The organism is Candidatus Uabimicrobium amorphum, assembly GCF_009002475.1.
Taxonomy (GTDB): domain Bacteria; phylum Planctomycetota; class Uabimicrobiia; order Uabimicrobiales; family Uabimicrobiaceae; genus Uabimicrobium; species Uabimicrobium amorphum.
This window is the reverse complement of sequence record NZ_AP019860.1, coordinates 7,856,086-7,875,173: the sequence shown is the minus strand read 5'-3', so window position 1 is coordinate 7,875,173 and position 19,088 is coordinate 7,856,086. Positions and strand designations below refer to the sequence as shown.

17 protein-coding genes are annotated in these 19,088 nt (G+C 41.6%); 6 read left to right on the top strand and 11 right to left on the bottom strand.

Annotated features, from left to right (window positions below; all coding sequences use genetic code 11):
• Positions 1–37: 37 nt before the first annotated feature.
• Entirely contained in the window at positions 38–835 is a 798-nt protein-coding gene (locus UABAM_RS27600) for a helix-turn-helix domain-containing protein (protein ID WP_151971218.1), read from the bottom strand.
• A gap of 241 nt (positions 836–1,076) precedes the next feature.
• Here UABAM_RS27600 and UABAM_RS27595 point away from each other — a divergent pair, with 241 nt between their 5' ends.
• Positions 1,077–2,609: a hypothetical protein gene (locus tag UABAM_RS27595; RefSeq protein WP_151971217.1), complete on the top strand. Its 1,533-nt coding sequence runs from the start codon at positions 1,077–1,079 to the stop codon at positions 2,607–2,609.
• Between the two features lie 20 nt (positions 2,610–2,629).
• Positions 2,630–3,139, top strand: a complete 510-nt coding sequence (locus UABAM_RS27590) for a dual specificity protein phosphatase family protein (RefSeq protein ID WP_173013614.1) — start codon at positions 2,630–2,632, stop codon at positions 3,137–3,139.
• Between the two features lie 18 nt (positions 3,140–3,157).
• Here the strand turns inward: UABAM_RS27590 and UABAM_RS27585 are convergent, their stop codons facing one another.
• From UABAM_RS27585 to UABAM_RS27560, 6 genes are all read right to left on the bottom strand, one after another.
• Positions 3,158–4,168 carry a methyltransferase domain-containing protein gene (locus tag UABAM_RS27585; RefSeq protein ID WP_151971215.1) on the bottom strand — a complete coding sequence of 337 codons (1,011 nt, stop codon included), beginning with the start codon at positions 4,166–4,168 and terminating at the stop codon, positions 3,158–3,160.
• Positions 4,169–4,184: 16 nt separating this feature from the next.
• Positions 4,185–5,099, bottom strand: coding sequence for a radical SAM protein (locus UABAM_RS27580; RefSeq protein ID WP_151971214.1), 915 nt, complete (start codon positions 5,097–5,099; stop codon positions 4,185–4,187).
• Positions 5,100–5,348: 249 nt separating this feature from the next.
• Entirely contained in the window at positions 5,349–6,155 is an 807-nt protein-coding gene (locus UABAM_RS27575) for an alpha/beta fold hydrolase (protein WP_151971213.1), read from the bottom strand.
• 69 nt (positions 6,156–6,224) lie between these two features.
• Positions 6,225–7,766 carry a PQQ-binding-like beta-propeller repeat protein gene (locus tag UABAM_RS27570; protein WP_151971212.1) on the bottom strand — a complete coding sequence of 514 codons (1,542 nt, stop codon included), beginning with the start codon at positions 7,764–7,766 and terminating at the stop codon, positions 6,225–6,227.
• 170 nt (positions 7,767–7,936) lie between these two features.
• Positions 7,937–10,084, bottom strand: a complete 2,148-nt coding sequence (gene katG / locus UABAM_RS27565) for a catalase/peroxidase HPI (RefSeq protein ID WP_151971211.1) — start codon at positions 10,082–10,084, stop codon at positions 7,937–7,939.
• Positions 10,077–10,514 (bottom strand): Fur family transcriptional regulator, encoded by a 438-nt coding sequence (locus tag UABAM_RS27560; RefSeq protein ID WP_151971210.1) that lies wholly within the window; start codon positions 10,512–10,514, stop codon positions 10,077–10,079. The genes katG and UABAM_RS27560 overlap by 8 nt, the downstream gene beginning before the upstream one ends.
• Positions 10,515–10,837: 323 nt before the next feature.
• Between UABAM_RS27560 and UABAM_RS27555 the strand changes: the two genes are divergently transcribed.
• On the top strand, positions 10,838–11,302 hold the full coding sequence (locus UABAM_RS27555; protein ID WP_229759316.1) for a YceK/YidQ family lipoprotein: 465 nt from the start codon (positions 10,838–10,840) through the stop codon (positions 11,300–11,302).
• Positions 11,303–11,378: 76 nt separating this feature from the next.
• Here the strand turns inward: UABAM_RS27555 and UABAM_RS27550 are convergent, their stop codons facing one another.
• Positions 11,379–13,982: an alpha-amylase family glycosyl hydrolase gene (locus tag UABAM_RS27550; protein ID WP_151971208.1), complete on the bottom strand. Its 2,604-nt coding sequence runs from the start codon at positions 13,980–13,982 to the stop codon at positions 11,379–11,381.
• 120 nt (positions 13,983–14,102) lie between these two features.
• Positions 14,103–14,348 carry a hypothetical protein gene (locus UABAM_RS27545; RefSeq protein ID WP_229759315.1) on the bottom strand — a complete coding sequence of 82 codons (246 nt, stop codon included), beginning with the start codon at positions 14,346–14,348 and terminating at the stop codon, positions 14,103–14,105.
• 123 nt (positions 14,349–14,471) lie between these two features.
• Between UABAM_RS27545 and UABAM_RS27540 the strand changes: the two genes are divergently transcribed.
• From UABAM_RS27540 to UABAM_RS27530, 3 genes are read left to right on the top strand one after another with little or no spacing between them, the layout of a single operon-like run.
• A complete protein-coding gene (locus tag UABAM_RS27540; protein ID WP_151971206.1) occupies positions 14,472–15,308 on the top strand; it encodes an aldo/keto reductase family protein in 837 nt (278 codons plus the stop codon).
• Positions 15,309–15,327: 19 nt separating this feature from the next.
• Complete coding sequence (locus tag UABAM_RS27535; RefSeq protein ID WP_151971205.1) at positions 15,328–16,677, top strand: polysaccharide deacetylase family protein; 1,350 nt, start codon at positions 15,328–15,330, stop codon at positions 16,675–16,677.
• Positions 16,678–16,679: 2 nt separating this feature from the next.
• Positions 16,680–17,861 (top strand): YwqG family protein, encoded by a 1,182-nt coding sequence (locus UABAM_RS27530; protein ID WP_151971204.1) that lies wholly within the window; start codon positions 16,680–16,682, stop codon positions 17,859–17,861.
• Between the two features lie 63 nt (positions 17,862–17,924).
• Here UABAM_RS27530 and UABAM_RS27525 read toward each other — a convergent pair whose 3' ends face one another.
• A complete protein-coding gene (locus UABAM_RS27525) occupies positions 17,925–18,296 on the bottom strand; it encodes a DUF11 domain-containing protein (RefSeq protein WP_151971203.1) in 372 nt (123 codons plus the stop codon).
• On the bottom strand, positions 18,297–19,064 hold the full coding sequence (locus UABAM_RS27520) for a DUF11 domain-containing protein (protein ID WP_173013612.1): 768 nt from the start codon (positions 19,062–19,064) through the stop codon (positions 18,297–18,299).
• Between the last annotated feature and the right edge of the window lie 24 nt (positions 19,065–19,088).

Below are 19,088 nucleotides of genomic sequence, written 5' to 3'. Positions count from 1 at the left end.
GCATCGCATACCAAACGAACTTCTATATACATTTTCCTCAAATATTTTCAATATCAACTACCTTTTGCCATGCCAGCAAGAAAGACAATTCCGCGCGCTGTGCCATTTCTTCGCTTAATTGAAAACATAAAATGCAATCCTCTTCGGTCTTGGCTCCCATGGGATTGATGACATAACTTACCACTTGGTTGTCAATTTTGTAGATCACCAACTGCATCACCGAAAAGATCATCCACTCAGGGGAAAGAAAGCCTCCTTTTAACAAGGGGGGTGTAGGGTTTTTGCGGTGTCCTTTTTGCAGTGCTTTTTGTAAATTATTTTGCAGCGTTGTAAAGTGGGCAATATTTTGTGGATTCAATTCTAGTAAATAGCGGTAAGGAGTTCCTCGTGCAATGCTGTATTTTACTGCTTCCTGCACTACAGTGGATTCTAAGTCAAAAGCCAATGACGAATGAAGGTGTTGTGAAATTCCCTCTACAGCTACAATCCACGTGCGTTGTGACGTTTTTTCTAATTCCATTAGGTCAACAAGAGAGATTATATTGGTTTGGCGCATTAATAGTTCGCGTAGGTTTTGTGCGTTTTTCTGTGATAAGGCATTTTTGGTTGCTGTATACTCTTCGCACGCTTTCATTTCCTTTTTCGAAATGTTTAGAGTTTTTGCCAACATTTCCAGCTCTTGACTTGCAAACTTTTTTCTTTTGCCACTTTCTACATTAGATATGTAAACTTGCGCAGATTTTCCTGTACGCCCTAGTAGATTTCCCAGCTGAGTTTGGGTCAAATGGTTTTTTATTCGGTACTCTTTGACTAAATGTGCAATATTTTTTGCCATATTTTTTTGTCGTTTCTCGGTAAAAGTTGTATTTCTTTTTTATCGTATTATAGTCATATTTTGCTTATATTTATATTTTATAGTTTTATTATGGCTATAAAAAGCTGCCAATAAGGGTGGATTTCTTGTTCTTTTTAGATGCGATTTTTCGTCTTTTTCCCTTTTGAAAAATAGAGTTTGCTCATTCTTTGTTCCCGATATAAGATGGTTGTATTATTATTTGTTATGAGAAAGGGAAATCATGAAAATTATACTGTTACTTATAAGTTTTTGCGTATTGTGCAGCGCGCAATTTGACAATCTTGACGACGCTGTCGTTCGCGCTATTTTGAAAGACGGAACTCCGCGAACCATTTTTGAAGTTCAACAAAAACTCGAAGATGCGGGTGGGGTTTTAAAACCGCATATTGTTGCAAATCGCGGTCATGATAATCCGCGCTTTGGTAGCTTTAGTGTTTTTCATACCTACACAGGACCAATGCAAGGTGGTGTCGTTCAAGAAGAGGAACTGTTTATTGGTTTTTTTACCACACAACGTCAGGGAGTAATCACCACATTGCAAAGCTTTCAATCGTCGCTAATGATTGAGATAATTGCTTGGGATTATACAAAAAAGATGTATAATTTTTGGGAACTCGTGGGGAACGGTGGTAGCTCTGAGTGGCATTATCGTGGTGACTCGCAGGATGTTGCTGCGGATGTAGAACAAATTAATATGGGCAACAAGGCGGCGAAGTTTGGACAAAGATTGCGTTGTTCAGGATGTCATACACTGGGAGGACCGATTCTCAAAGAAATCGAAGCGCCACACAATGATTGGTGGAACAACAACGACAAGCTCAATCTAGGAACGTTACGTTTAAATTTTGGGAGCGATCCGCAAAACCCCGAGCATTTTGCGGCACGAATGTTCTTCGAAGCAGAAGATGTCAGCAATTTGAGTAAACAAGTAAAAAAGGGAATTGATCGATTAGTTGCAGCACGAGAAGGAAACTTACACGAACAAATGCGCTCGCTAGTTTCGACAATGGAAATGAACTTGGCGTCTGACACCAAGCCTCTTCAAGCGAAATCGCAAATTGCCATACCAAAAGGTTTTTTTGTCGACGAGCGTTTGTTGGGTAAAAGTGCTCCTCAGATTACAATAGACACAGCACTGTACATGCAGGCTCTACAAACTGTGCAGTCGCGTTTTGCACAAAATGAAACCCCTGGGTTAATCGATGCGCGTCACGCGTTTTTGGTTCCTACGCGATCGTATATCGACAATAAAGTGATCGATGTTTTGTTGCATAAAGGTATTCTTGACGAAGAACTGATCGCCGATATTTTAGCGATAGATTTTACAAACCCCGTCTATTCTCAGAAGCGCAAAAATCTCATCCGCTATATACCAAAAAACGCAATTAATGCGCAACATTTGCGTGAGCAACTCATCGCGAATTTACAAAACACAAACGAAACTGGGGCAAAAGAGTTGCTGAGTAACTTGACAGACCCGCGTCGCAATAAAGAATTTCATCGTAAACAAGCATTGGCGTTTTTTGATGTTTGCCAGCAAAAAGGCAACGTGTTCGTCACGGTAATGAATTGGGTGAAAATCGCTACACAGCGTCGTGTGGAGATTCAAAGCTCACAACCAGCGCAAAATCCGCGCGGGACTATTTTAGAACCGGGTTTTCGCGTTATTTTCCCGCAAAATAATATTGCGACGAGCGCAGGGAAATGGTTCCTCAATCCCGTCAATGGAAATTTGGAAATAAATAACAAATAATAACTATGCCACAATCATCAATGACAAACATTATTATAAGTGACTGGGTATTTGCCGTAGAGCAAACACAAAAAAAAGCGAACTATTATCGCGTGATTTCTATTAGTGCGCCTGAAGATAGCGCATTGTCGATGGGAAAAGAAGTGGTAAGGCTTCCCGATGCACGAGAAGTATTGTATTTAAAGTTCGATGATGTGACCGATGAACTGCAAGGTTTTGCACTTACCTTAAACGGTATTGTTCTTGCCACAAAAGACGATTGTCGTAGGGCTTTGCAGTTTTTGTCTCAAGGTGGAAATATTATCGTTCATTGCCGTGCTGGAGTGAGTCGTTCCACCGCAATTGTTTTGGGATTTTTACTTTCTCTGCACGCGGATTACAACATTGCCATAGATGAGCTATTTACCATAAGAGCATGCGCCGATCCCAATACGTATATTTTGCGTCTCATGACTGAGATACTTGGACGAGATGAGGAATTCACACTGATATTGGAAGCGATCCGTCGCAAACAGAAAGCTTCCAATTAAACTTCGAATGGTACTCGATTAGCAGCAACCTGTGTTCTTACCAAATACCCCAAAATGGCGCGAGCGATCCCCGGTAATTTTGAAATATGGTTTGTAGCGAGTTTCTTGCAACATTGCCGCGGTATTACCACATACAGGAATTGGCTTGTGCGTGACAAAGGTGTGCTCGCGATCCAAGACAAATTTATGTGTAAATGTAGGAATATTGCCTAAGTATGTGGCTACTTGACCATAGTCTTCGCAAACGTCTTCTAAACTGTCTAGTTTAAAAGCGCGCATTGTCATCGAATAAAAAGATATCATTCCAATCTTCGCTTCAACATCAGCACTGTCAATAGACAACCTACGGCTAGAAATGACACGGTAGTCCATGCATCCCAAACCTTGTAGAAGGCGACGAAAATCTTCTACATACATTGCGCCCGCCAAACATTCACCATACAAAACCGGGTCAGACTTTAATTGTTGGGGAACTCTGCTATTGCTGAATACATCCGAGAAATAGAGTTCACCACCGGGTTTTAAAACGCGAAATATTTCGGAGAAAACCGCATGTTTATTCGGAGATAAGTTAATCACGCAATTCGAAATGACTAAATCAACAGAATTGTCTTCGATAAAGTCCAACTTTTCAATGTAACCTTGACGAAATTCCACATTGGGTTTGTCGAAACCGAAAATTTGCATTTGCGTATCGATATGGCGACGTGCTATTTCGAGTTGCTCTTCGGTCATATCAACGCCAATCACACGTCCTTGTGGGCCAACTAATTGCGAAAGTATGTATGAGTCGCGTCCTGTGCCACAACCTAAATCGACGACTACTTTTCCCTCAAGTATGGGAGGAATGGGCGCACCGCAGCCATAAAATTTGTCCAAGATTTCTTTGTCGATTTTTTTGAGTATTTCCACGTGCTCTTTGGGTGTTGTGCCCGAAGCACAACACGCACTTGTTTTTATATCCTTATTGTTATTTAACTCTTTACCGTAGTATTCACGAACACTATCGTGTTTTTGTGTATTTTCCATATTATTGTACCTTAATTTACGACAATTCGCTACACGATGCACCACTGGCAAAGCATGAGTAGCAACGATGATGTTTTAACATAATAGTGATATCTAAAGATTCTTTGAGAGTAGTTGCGAGATGATAATCTTCATCATCGTCGACAAGAGTACAAGCGTACACACACATCTTCCCGTCTTTTTTGAGGACCATACGACTGTAGTTGCACATAAGCTGTGCACGACTGTGGGCGTTTTTGTAAGTTGTCATGCAATGTTCGGTGATATAGGGAACTTGTGGTATAGAACCTGGTGTCAAAAAATCCGGGAAGGAAATGATGGGAATGGGATGATGAATGCCCACATCGGCAAAAAATTGACGAAACGAATTTTCCACGGCCTCTTTGTCTTCTGTAGCCTGTTGTTGACGTGCGATGGAAACATTAAATCCTTTATTTGCAAGCATACCTAACGTTTCTAAAGCCATCATGAAATTTCCTTGACCACGTCCTGCGTCGTGTTTTTGTGGATTTGGATAATCAAGACTAATGCGAAAACTAAGCGGAAATTTTTGTTGCTGTAAGGCTTCTATGTCTTCGATACGTTGTAATAAAGGTTTTGTGCCGTTAGTGAGCACTAAACACGGTTTGTGACGTAAAGCGTATTTTAAAATTTCCATGATTTCGGGAATGACAAAAGGTTCACCACCAGTAAACGAGAATTGCTGTACACCTAAACCAAGCGCTTCTTCCATGTACGGCTTCGCATCTGCAAATGTCAGTTTATTGATGCGATTGTCGCCAGGTTTCGATCCTTCTAAGCAAAAAGGACATCTTAGATTACAGATAGTTCCTGTATGAAACCAAAGTTCTTGTAGTTTTTGCGATTGGATATACCCCCTAGGTTCACCTTGAGGAGTATGTAGCCAATCATGTCTGTTGATGTGATGCATGGCACAAACCTTTGTAAATTGTTTTCTGTAATTCACCTAGTCGTCGTGTGTAACTTTACCTTACAATTTTTATGAAAATTTACAGTATCATCCCTGCAAAAGCACATGGCTGTGAAGCTAAGATATAAACTCCTTATGTTGTCATCCCTGCAAAAGCAGGGATCCAGCGTTTACAAGTCAAATTTATATTGCTGGTTTCCCGCTTACGTGGGAATGACACCTATTTGTAATTCTTTGTTGAGAAATTTTTTACACAATCGATTTGAGAAAGTCATGTATCTCGCGATTGTATTCTCGTGGTTTTTCAATAAAAAACATATGCCCACATTCTGGGAGAACAGCGCATTGCGCTTTGGGAATTAATTCTGCGAGGTTATGGGCATTTTGCACTGGCCATACTTCATCGTCTTCACCATGAATAACGAGAGTGGGAACATCAATATTTTTTAGTCTAGGAGAAGTATGCTCTTTCAATCGACATGCTTGTAGTTGCCGCTTGTAGGCGTAGTCAGGCTGTGTGATCGGGAGACTTAAAATACGCTCTAATAAATCGGGTATTTGCGTACGATACGTGTGGTGGTAAAAAACCTCTATTATTTTTTCGGTTACTTCGCGGCGATTTTCCTCGGTGCGATCCATACGCAGTATGTTTGCTACTTTTTCGGAGCAAGGAACATAGTATGGATCAGGTGCACCTGTACCAGAGCAACTAATCAGTAAACTTTTGACGTATTGTGGGTAGCTAAGACAAAATTGTTGGGCGATCATTCCTCCCATCGACAAACCGAAAATGTGTGCCTGATCGATATTTAATTCATCCAACACTTGTTTGACATCGCTGGCAAAAATCTGAGTAGTGTACTCCTCATCGGGTTTGTCGGATCGTCCCGCTCCGCGGTTATCCATGACGATGACTTGGTAATATTTACAAAAATATTGTACTTGAAATCGCCACGATTCCGATGTACCGCCAAGTCCCATGATTAAAAACAATGGTTGTCCGCTACCATGTACTTCGTAATATAGTTTTACATCTTTATTCATTGCATGTGGCATAATTCGCTCCTTGTTGTTTATTTCTAGCTGAATCTATTCCCGATCTCGTTCCCGGTCGAAAAGTCTATGTTAGTCGTCAGCAAGTTGCAATTCATAGCACACCGCCTCTTTGTGGTTGCGTACCAGTAAAAGGTTTTTTGTCAAAGCGGGTGTATTCCATGTTTTGTGAGTTAAGGCATCAAACGTGCCCAATTCCTTGTATTTTTCTGTATGGGCCTGGACCATGGCCACATAGCCTTTTTCACTTTGGATGACTAATACGTCTCCCACTAAAATTAGCTGCCCATGGCCATATCGGCCTTTGCGCCATTTGCGTTTACCGTTTTCTAAATTAAGACTACACAGAACACCATCGTCTAAACCGATAATGTGATGATCCTTTCGTATTACATTGGTAAATTTTGCCTTTAGACGACGACTTTTCCATACCTTAGACGCTTTCCACTTGTCACCGTCTTTTTCTATTTTGAGTAGCTGGCATCCCAAACCGTAACCGCTCGACACAAAGAGGTGGTTGTCGGGAACAGGAATCGGCATGGCAACATTGGGTTGGCGATTTGACCAAAAATATTGCCATAAAACGCGACCGCTTTCTATGTCATGTCCAGCAATACTGCCTTTATTGAATATAACGATTTGTTGTTGGGAATGGAAGGCGGTCACAAAAGGAGAGCTATAACTTGCCAGGTCATTTCCCGCTTTCCAAATTTCCTTACCGGTGGCCTTGTCGAAAGCTACGAGAGAAGCTCCTCCGGCTCCTACACTGACAATTACCTTGCTTTCAACGACCAAAGGGGAACAACTAATGCCCCACTTAGGACTCTCGGCTTTGTATTCTTTTATGGTGTCCTTGCTCCACACCTTTTCTCCGGTTTTTAATTTTATACAACTAAGGATCCCGGTAGCTCCTAAAGTATAAACATTTTCTCCGTCAATAGTCGGTGTTGCTCGTGGTCCTCTACCTGCGAGAGTTGTGTGATAATGGGCAGTGTATTTATAAATCCAGTTTAGTTTGCCACTGCCAAGGTCATAGGCCGTGACTGTTTCATATTCACCGCGTTGTTCCTGGGTGATTGCCGTACGACCAACGGTCGCAAATCCAGACCAACCCGCACCTACCTCAATACGCCATAATTCCTTAGGAGGTTGTTGCTGCCAATTTGTTTGTAAACGTAAATTAGGAAGCACTGCGTTGCGTTCTGGACCTAAAAATTGGTAGTAATCAAACGGTGTTCTCTGGTAGTTGCCTTGTTCAAGAGAGGTATTTTTTTTATCTGTGACCATATCTAGGTAATTAGATGACCAGCGCCATGAGAATATGGGTACCGTGTCGCCGCTAAATTCATCTAACTTAAACAGCACAATAAATGCCAGAAGTACGCAAAGAAACGTACCAAGTACAACTTGGCGTATTTTTCTGTCTATGCGAGATAAAAACATAAACCACAATAAAGTGAGAGCAAGCGTACCACCCATGATTTTCATGGTGTTGATAACTTGACTTTGGCGTGGCATATCTTTTAGCCATACAAGGCATAGACCTGTAATTGTTCCTATGAGAACGATAATGACAGGCCACAAACGTATTTTGGTTTTGGTGTTGTCTTGCATAAAGTTCCACTCCGTTGTTTGCTATTGGATTTTGTATTTAAGATTTCGCAATTATTGTAACATCTTTTTTTAGGGATATTGAGTATCTATTCATAAAAAAAACGCAACAGACCTAAGCCTGCTGCGTTTTCAAATAAAAATACAAAAGTTACTCGTGGGTAATGATTATATTAGACGTCGAAGCGGTCGGCGTTCATCACCTTGGTCCAGGCCGCCACAAAGTCTTTGACAAATTTTTCTTTGTTGTCGTCTTGTGCATAAATTTCAACGTAAGCGCGTAGTATGGAGTTTGACCCGAACACAAGATCTGCGCGTGTTGCGGTCCACTTTACATCACCAGTTTTGCGATCGGCAATTTCGTAGAGATTGTCTCCTGCTGGTTTCCATGTATACTGCATATCGGTAAGATTGACAAAAAAGTCGTTGGTCAAACTACCAGGCGTATCAGTAAAGACACCATGCTTTGTTCCACCGTGATTGGTATCTAGAACGCGCATTCCGCCAATAAGTACTGTCATTTCATGAGCGGTGAGGTTCATGAGTTGTGCACGATCAAGTAGCATTTCCTCTGGCGTTACGGCATACTTGTCTTTGAGCCAGTTACGGAAACCATCGTGTAGAGGTTCTAGAGGTGCAAAGGATTCTACGTCTGTCATCTCTTCTGTGGCGTCACCACGTCCTGGAGTGAAGGGCACTTCTACGTCAAAACCTGCTGCCTTGATGGCTTGCTCAAGACCAACATTTCCCGCAAGTACAATGACATCCGCAACACTAGCGCCTGTCTCTGTGGCAATCGCTTCGAGTTTCGATAGAACTTTTGCCAAACGCTCTGGTTCATTTCCTGCCCAGTCTTTTTGCGGTGCAAGACGGATGCGTGAACCGTTGGCACCACCACGTAAATCTGAACCACGGAAGGTTCGTGCACTATCCCAAGCCGTCGCTACCATTTCACTGATGCTTAGACCGCTATCTGCGATTTTCGCCTTGACGGCTGCAACATCGTAGTCCTTAGAACCTGCAGGAACAGGGTCTTGCCAGATGAGATCTTCTTCGGGAACTTCTGGGCCAATGTAGCGAACTTTTGGTCCCATATCGCGGTGGGTTAGTTTGAACCACGCTTTGGCAAAGGTTTGCGCAAAATACTCAGGGTCTTTATGGAAACGTTTAGAAATTTCAAGATAGGCAGGATCTTTGATGAGAGCCATATCCGCATCGGTCATGATAGGGTTACAACGAATAGAGGAGTCTTCCACATCGACAGGTTTATTCTCTTCTTTGATGTTGGTCGGTTCCCACTGCCACGCACCGGCAGGGCTTTTCTTTAGTTCCCACTCATGGCCGAAAAGCATGTCAAAGTAACCATTGTCCCATTTTGTCGGATTTGTGGTCCATGCGCCTTCAAGGCCACTTGTTACCGTATCGCGTCCAATACCGCGTTTGGTTTTGTTGTTCCATCCAAGTCCTTGCTCTTCGATTTCTGCGCCTTCTGGTTCTGGACCCAACAAGCTATCGTCGCCATTTCCGTGGGCTTTCCCAACGGTGTGACCACCTGCAGTAAGAGCAACGGTTTCTTCATCGTTCATTGCCATACGCGCGAAGGTAACGCGCATATCTTGTGCTGTTTTGAGTGGATCTGGGTTGGCATCTACACCTTCAGGATTGACATAGATAAGACCCATTTGTACTGCCGCAAGAGGGTTATAGAGCGAGTCACTGTCTTCATTTGCGTAGCGATCTTTGGTGAGCCATTCTTTTTCCGAACCCCAGTAAATGTCTTGTTCTGGATGCCAAATATCAGGACGACCATAACCAAATCCGTACATCTTTAGTCCCATAGATTCATATGCCGCATTCCCGGCGAGAAGCATGAGGTCTGCCCAGCTGATTTTATTACCATATTTCTTTTTTATGGGCCACAAAAGACGGCGTGCTTTGTCAAGATTTGCGTTGTCAGGCCAAGAGTTCAAAGGTGCAAAGCGATGATTGCCGGTTCCTCCCCCACCTCTACCATCTGCAATACGATAGGTTCCTGCAGCGTGCCAAGCCATGCGTATCATCAATCCACCGTAATGCCCCCAGTCCGCAGGCCACCACTCTTTGCTGTCGGTCATCAAGTTGTGTAGATCTTTTTTCAGAGCATCAAAGTCGAGCTTTTTCACTTCTTCGCGATAGTCGAAGTCTTTGCCCATCGGATTGGTTTTTGTATCATGCTGATGTAAAATATCTAGTTTTAGAGAATTGGGCCACCAATTCGTGGCAGATTTATTGTTTACAGTGTTTGCACCGTGCGCAATAGGACATTTTCTAACGTCATTCATCTTTACTTCCTTCTTTATTTGTATTGTTTTGACAAGAGGGGCAAATACCCCAAAACAAAATTTCAGCTTCATCAACATTAAAACCATGGTCGTCCATTGGTTCTAAGCAAGGGGCCCCTGAAAAGCAATCTGTGTCTACGATCATATGGCACTCTCTGCAAATAAGGTGATGATGGTTATCTCCCACGCGTGTCTCGTAGCGAGAGGGTTCGCCTTTTGGCTTGATCTCGCGAATGATGCCATGTTTCACTAAGGTGTTGAGATTATTGTAGATTGCTTGTTTGGAGGTTGTGACAATTTTATCTTTCACAACAGCAAAAATTTCCTCTACACTAGAGTGTGGTTGTGCATCTAGCGCCTCCAAAACCCCTAACCGTACAGCGGTTAAGCTTAGTTTATGATGTTTGAGTAAAGTTCTATGTTTGTTCATAACATTAATCTACTACATAAAAAATATTGACGCAATAAAAATTTTGACAAAATCAATATTTTGGGTAAAAATGTAGATTTTACACAACATTTTTTATTTTTTGAGATGTATATTTGTAGCACAGCTTGTGTTTGAGTTTCGCTTTGACACGAGTTATAATAATTTTGTGGATGATTATTTAGGGCATGCCAAGACATGCTCCACCGGTCAATAGGAGAATTGATATGCGCATTTGTTTGATGATAGTTATATTGTTGATTTGTTGCGGTTGTGGGACGATTGTAAATTTATCTCAACCCCCGGAGTATTTAGGACCGAGGCCTATGTCACCTGTCGAAATGCATTACTACGGTGGCGTAACTACGGATTTATCTTACACTCTTTTATCTGGCTTTATACTCCTTCCGCTGACGATTGTTGACTTACCACTAAGTTTAGTGGGGGATACGCTGACCATTCCCGTTGTGGCAATAGCCAAAAAAAGGGACAGCGCAAGATGGAAAGAAACCTCTTTTCTATTTCGCGAGAATAAATATGATTACCAAATACCATCTTCAGAGATTATTGTCTATTCTCTATCGATTGAGTACGTACAAGATGAGGAAAAAAAACACGATCAAGTGAGTTTTGGGAGTTTGTCAACAGGAAGAAGGGTTACCGATGGTTCGGGCTTTTTCTATACGGAAGGTGGGGTTAAATGTAAATCGACACCACAGTATATTTCTTTGATATTTCCACAAGCACTAGATGCGAACACGACAGTAAAAGTTCGCTACAAACAACAATGAGGTTTCCATGTATGAAGTATTTGTAAAAAAGCTGGTATCTCTAAAAGATACCAGCTTGTTGATAAAACCTACGTGCTTAGCGTAAGAATTGTTGCGCATCTCCTATTTTACCTGGAGCAGGTGTTTTCGCGTTGTCAAGAACATATACGCGCATGTTACCTTGGCCACTACAATTTGCTTGTAGGGTGTTGTTGGTGACTTGTTGTACATTGCCCGTTACCGCGTCGACGTAACGACCGTTGGGGATATTGTTAAACGTTGCTCCCGAGGAGATAGTCACTAGAGCAAAACTGTCGGTTTTCTCATCTGTGAATCGTCTCTTGAAGGCCAAAGATCCACTGACATCACTAGTGGAGTATTGTCCTTTTTGTAGAGCAGGTACTTGACGACGAATACGGTTGAGTCGAGCTAGGTGTTGTGCTAGAGGATGATCGAGTGTTGTGGCCATTTCACCGGTGGTACCACTAAAAACACCGAAGTCTTGTACCTGAACACTTCCTTTAATGTGTTCACCAAAGTACGCTCTACCTGTTGCGGACAGTGGCGCGTTCATTCCTTCGTCGATTTTTGCACCTGCTTGGAATTCGATTTCACTACCGTAGTACAAACACGGAATTCCACGGAAAGTGAACATAAGTGACATGTTTTCTGCCCAAGCATGTGCCCCGCCGTTATAACGATGTCCACCGTTGTCAGGTCCATAGTCGTGTGAATCTACGTAAACGACATTCCATGTGGCATCGTTGTAGCAGTCATCGCTAAAACGCAATGAAAAAGCGGTGTGCGCGTTTTCAAAATTCCAATGCATCGGAAAGTCGATGACATTCATGTTGGATTTGGCACTGTAGTCTAGTTTGCGGTAGTTGTTGCCATCGAGGTAATGATTGTTGCTGCGTGGTTGTGCTCCTGGATTGCTACGGTTGTCTAACCAGTGTTGGTAAACCGCTTCTTTGTCGGACATATGACTATAATCTTTATTTTCTTTCCATGTATAGAATGGAGAAGATAGAGACGGAATATCGCGGTTCCATACGCCGCGAACTCGGGTACAAACCTCGCCAAACATAAAGAAATGCTCACCACCGTGTTGTTGGAACGCCTGGTTAAAATAACGATTAAATACATAACGACTGATGTGCTTTACCGTATCGACACGAAAGCCATCGACACCCATATCAATATATTTTTTGTAACTGTCGATAAGATGTTGGCGCACTTTGGCATTTTCGGTATTTAAATCAACGCAATCGCCAGCAATTGACTTATTTTGCTCGTCATAACTTTCCCACGAAGATAACCATCCTTCATGATAAAATGGACTTTTGAACATTTGTTGAATGCGATCGAGAAATTGTTTTTGTGGATCTAAATCAGGATTGTTTTTCGGAGCAAATAACGGTCTTGCACCCCAATTCCCCGAGTGGTTGAACACCACATCGAGAACCAGTTTCATATCGCGCTTGTGCACTTCGTAGATTAGACGTTGAAAATTGTACCCGACACTTTCGAGTCGTGGATCTACTTTGGTGAAATCACTCGCATGATAACCATGGTAGTCATAACCACTTTTGTTCTCGACAACAGGAGTGATCCAAATGGCACTAAATCCCAATGCTTTGATGTAGTCAAGTTTTTCGACAAGTCCTTTGAAATCTCCACGCCATTCTGGGTCAGATTGTGGATTTTTATTTTGTGGATCATCGGAGCGATAGTTGTTATCGGCATCGCCATCAAAAAAACGCGTTGTCATCAAGAAATAAATGGTTTCTTCGCGAAAATCACCGCGATTAGGTGCACCGGCAATATGTACTGTTGTAGAGGTCTGCGCTGTGGCTCCTTCATTGTCAGTAACCGTAAGAGTTACTTCGTACTTACCGGCTTTGTTGTACACGTGTTTTGGTGTCGCACCACTCATGTTTCCACCTTCGCCCGTTGTCCATGTATACGATTCGATAGAGCCGTTAGGATCGATGGACTTTGAACCGTCGAAGTGTGTGGCGAAACCAACAATACCGTAGATCCCTTTGCCTATTTTGGCGATGGGAGACATGTTGGGATTGTCTGTGGTAACTTGTTTTGCTGTCGAAACAGCGACGTTACCTGTTAAGTCAATCGCTTTTGCTGTAATGCTGTGTTTCCCGTTTTTGCTATAGCCACTGTTCCATGTACAATTGTAAGGTGAAGCGGTTGCTGTTCCCAGTTTGACTTTGTCACAATAAAAATCTACGCGGGCAATGCCTTTATTGTCACTCGCTTTGGCGGTAAGATTTACTTTTCCCGTTAATTTTTCGCCACCATTTAGTGAAGTGATTTGCACCTGCGGTGGAATGAGGTCCACAGGATTGGTAAAATATACGGTGGAATCGTTGTTTTTGATCCACACTTCCGTAGGTAAAGACTGTGGTTTGGTGATACGTCGATCAACACCATCCCATGCATTGCCATCGCCATTGAAACATGCTTTTAGATAAGGAGCTTTTGCACTCCATTTTATGTGGAAAAAAACTCCGTAAGCATCTTTTCCCGATGGCTTTAAGTCACTCGCTTTTTGGTAATCATTAAAACCCCAATGCATTTGGCAATTTTGCCATTTGTTGCTATTGCGATAATGAACGGTTAGTGTGTCGGCATATACACTCACCATGCACAACAAACTCACCATGATGAAATACTTTTTCATATTTTCCCCATAACATAAATAAACTCTTTGTATAGATTTTTATTGTACTAAAATTTTTGGCAATGAGCGATAAATAAATTTGCCGTTAACAATTTTGCCGCAGTTACTTATGTTCCATCTTTACTTTGCCCGGCTTTGCCAAAAAATCTTTGAAGAATCTGAAGTTTGTGGCTCTTCATTGGTATTTTTTTGCCAACGACGTTGTAAAAATTCGCGTAGTCTTTGCCGTTCTTCGGAATTCAATTGACCATCGCCGTCGCGATCAAATAACTTGACGAGTCTTTGTCGTTTTTCTTGCCAGGAATTTTGCTGCGCTGCGCCGCTCACGATTAACATAAATACTAGTAAAAACAATCTACGCATCATTTCCTCCTCAATAAAAGTTGTTCGATATATAGGTATTTCCATATTAACAAACTTAAGCTATAATAAATAGCAACATCTATTGCAACAATTGACATCACACTTTTCTTCCACAAAGGAATTAAAATGAAAATAACCGTTGGCAGCACTTCTATTCCGGCGATGATGTACGGTACCGCATGGAAAGAAGAACAAACAAAGTCTCTTACAATTCAAGCGATCCAAAGTGGGTTTCGCAGTATTGATACGGCAAATCAGCGCAAACACTACTATGAAGCAGCCGTTGGGGAAGCGGTTGCCGAAATGATGGCACAAGAAGTTGTCAGCCGTGAAGATCTATTTTTACAAACAAAGTATACATATCAACGTGGACAAGATCATCGCCTTCCTTACGATCCTCAGGCGACATTTCCTGAACAAGTACAGCAGTCTTTTTTGAGTTCCTTAGAGCATCTACAAACATCATACATCGATTCTTACGTATTACACGGGCCATATTCCTATCCGCAATTTGTCGATATCGATTGGCAAGTATGGCATGCGATGGAGGAATTGCACCAGGAAAACAAAGTGCGTTTTCTTGGAGTTTCCAACGTCAATTCTGAACAACTTCGCACACTGTTAAGTAAAGCGAAGGTAAAACCTTCGTTTGTACAAAATCGCTGCTTTGCCAGCGCTGGTTGGGATTATGATGTTCGTCAATTGTGCCGTGAACACAGTGTTGTTTACCAAGGGTTTTCACTGCTTACGGCAAATAGACGTGAGTTACAAGCACCTACCATACAAGATTTGTGCGATAAATATCAAAAAACACTACCGCAGATTATCTTTCGTTTTTCGATACAGCTGGGTATGCTGGTATTGACAGGTACGACCAATGAGCAGCATATGCGACAAGATCTAAAAATAGACGATTTTTCACTGACAGAAGACGAAGTTGCGCTAATAGAAAAAATAGCATAAAACTAGAGGACATATACACATGAAATGGTTCACTTTGTTGTTGATTGTGACAAGTTTTATATTTGCAGAGGAAAAAACACTTGTCGAGGAATTAGGCTATCCTAAAGAAACACGCGTTCTTATTGTAAATGCAGATGACTTTGGCATGTGCCATGCACAGAACTTAGGCACACAACGGGCTTTTGAGTCACAATCCATCACTTCTGCGACTTTAATGATGACGTGTCCATGGGTTTTAGAAGCCATTCACTATGTGAAGAAAAACAAAATTACCAGTGTTGGTGTACACATTACCTTAAATAGCGAATGGAAAAGGTATCGTTGGGGACCGCTGAAAAGAAAAAACGAAACGCTCATAGACAAAGATGGCAAATTGTGGCGTAGATCTCACGAAGTGGAGTTGTATGCGAATACAGAACATATCAAAAATGAAGTTCATGCCCAGATACAATATGCTGTTGATTTAGGCATTTCCCCTACACATTTCGATTCACATATGGGAAGCCTCTATGGCATTTATACCGGACGCTCGGAGCTTGTGGCGATCGCTTTTTCCAACGCTTACGAATTTGGAATTCCATATCGAATTCCCTACTTGAAAGCATTGAAGCCATTTCGCGATATGGGATTTGTGATGATCGACAATCTTATATTAGATAAAGCACCAGACAATGAAAAACGCAAACAACACTATGTGGATATCATCAACAGTCTTCCTTATGGCGTTTCGGAACTGTATATTCATCCCGCAGTTCGCAACAGTGAACTACGCCGTGTTACCAATTCTTCGAGAAAACGTCAGGCCGATTTGGATATTTTTGCCGAACCGTGGTTTAAAAAAGCCATAAAAGACAACAATATCGTTTTGATAAGTTATGAGCCACTCCGAAAGTTGCAGCGTAAGAAAATGAAATGGCGCAGTGGGTTAAAAGCACAAGATGTGTATGAAGAATATCGAAAACTTATCGTTACAAGTCGCGATTTGCGCACGCAGTGGAAGGAATATATTGGTAGCAACATGCCGGCGTGGATTATTTTCGCTAGTGATGTGTTTGCGATATTTTATCGTCTTGGATGGAGTCCACATAATCCCGATAGTGTTGTTACTTTACTTTACATCGTTGGTGTGTTTGTGGTTTTGTTTATTCTTTGTCTATTAATACAATGGATATGCATGTTTTTTCATAAACCTCATAAAAGCTTGGGCAAAATAAAAACTACTTCGCGAATTAATTTGACCATAGGCCTCTTTGGAGCTGTGATTGCCTTGTTTTTCGGAATTAAATTAGTGATTGTGCCCGTATGTATCGCAATTCTTTCGGGGTTGTTGGGTAGACGGTTTATTCAAAATAGCGTAAAGAAAGGATAGTGATGATGGAAGCATTCGCTAACGAATTGCAAAGTTATGCGTTACAGAAGCTAGGGGCAGAATTAGATGGTCGCGGTGCGGTTAAAATACCTGGCTGTGTATGGGGAACTTTTTTTGAAATCAGTTGCGAATTTGCCGACCTACCTGTTGCCACTACAGACGTATCTCGTTTACTAGAGGAAGTACATGGAGCTAAAAAATCAAGTATGCTGGATCGCGATGGGCATTCTTATATTTTGCTTCCTATAGACGATCAATATAAAGAAACCATCTATGATTGCATTGATAAAGCTTACGAAATTGTTTGGAGTAAAGTAAGCGATGAATTTCGTTATTTAATTTCTTTGGCAAAAGAAAATTTGGCGGACTCTATTCTTTTAGAAAAATTGATAGATTACTATAAACTACAAGAACAACAAACAATGATTTCGCAATTGGTGAAAAAAGCTTTTTTACTCCGAACCTCTACAGAAGAGCAACACATAGTTGGTCAAAGTCGCATAGGTGGTTGTCCTGATCTTCCAAGCGATGTACAGTGGCCGACATTTGAAGATAAACCTTTGGCTTTTCTCGGGCAGTTTAATTTAAAAGAAATGCCGCCGAATATTGTCGAAGGATTGCCAGTGACGGGTTTGCTATGCTGTTTTTCTGCCTGGGGATGGCAAGAATACGAAGGCGGTTATCCTGATCATCCCGATAAAGGTTACAATACGCAGGCGGGTTGGAACATTCTTTGGCATTTTCCTGAAAACAGTACACTAAATAAACGTGAGATCCCGAATGGTGTAAATGGATTTTCTGGTTTATCTATCCAGCCAGAGATCATATTATCGCTACCAAATAACATTAGAGACCCACACTTAAGTAAGTACAATCTCAGCGAAAACACTCTTGAAACATTTGATAGAATGCAGTCTAGTTTACGTAGACTGCAAATGTCACGATACTTTGGGTTTCTAGAAGTTGGCTATTCACATCATTTATTAGGGGGATACCCTCTTTTCCAACAAGAATTTCCCGAACAATTGCAAGATGGAAGTCGCGAGCTTTTATGGCAATTAGGTAGTGATGATGGAAATTCGATGTATTGGGCAGATGATGGTGATATTGCTTTTTATGTCGACGTAGAAGATCTGAAAAAAGGTAAATTTTCTAGCGTTTGGGCAGAATGTCAATGTGGTTGACCGAGGAATTCAAGGTAAAGTGTTGTCATTCGCTAGCGAACTAGCGCATGACAACATAAAATTTCACTGATATAGTGAAGTTCCCTCTTCATCAATGATTTCCTTGTTAAATTGATCGTACTTTACGCGCGCCGTGTTTTTTGCGGAACCTTCCTTTATCGCTTTGCACACTATCTTGTAGGTAAGTTTTTCGCCTGGTTGTAGAATTGCGACGCTGTGCGACTCTAATTTTCCACTATTTGCATAAAACGTAAAATTAGAAGGCCCCTCCGCTTTGATAAACTCCATTTGCTGTGGAATACTATTGCGCAGTGTTACATTTGTGATGGCTGAAGTTCCTTCGTTGCGTACTGTTACGACATATATTGTTTGTTGACCCAGCTCCACTGGGTCCTCGGTGTCATATGTGGATATATGTAAACCGCCACCACCCACTCACATCATTCTTACCCTGGAGTGGGCGTGAATTTCCTTATCTTTAACGGTGGTAATTACCGAATATTGAGCGATACCACTGTGAGCGTGTCCCGAATCATCTTCCCGAAGGCCAATGACGCGAACAACGACTTTTAATGTAATCTCTTCTCCCGGAGCAATCTTGGCGAATCTCCACTTTATGTTTGCCAAACGTTTTCTACGTCTAGGATGAAATATCCCTTGGGGGGAAGAGTTGGTGTACTCAAGACTAGCAGGTAGAATACCTTTAGTGACTACATCGTAAGCCGGTCCATTACCATTATTTTTAATGATAGTGATAAATTCTAACTGTTTATTCAAAAACACCATTCGATTACTCGCTCGCGATGTGACTTCGATTTGCGGCGATACAATTTTAATTTTTCGTGTTGTTTTGTAAGAGTTTTCTGTTGTTTTTACTTGCGCAGCTAAGGTGTATTCCCCTAGATTTAGGGCTTTGACCAAACAGTGGTAATTTTTCACGGCCTTTGGCTCCAATTCCGCAGTGAACCATTTTAAAACAAATTTTCCAGTTTTGTGTCCTTGATATGTAAACCCGCGTGGTAAGTAACAGCGAGTTTTTATATTTTTGACAACTTTATTCCCTACGTTTTGTACACTGACGGTAAAGTTCAGTGAATACTCAATATCCAAAGATTTTGGACACTGAATGGTGACAATGAGTTCACTCATTGCCAAACTACTATGTGCTAATAGCAAAACTAATAACATGTTTATCTTATTCATCGTTACCTCCATGTAAAGAATTCA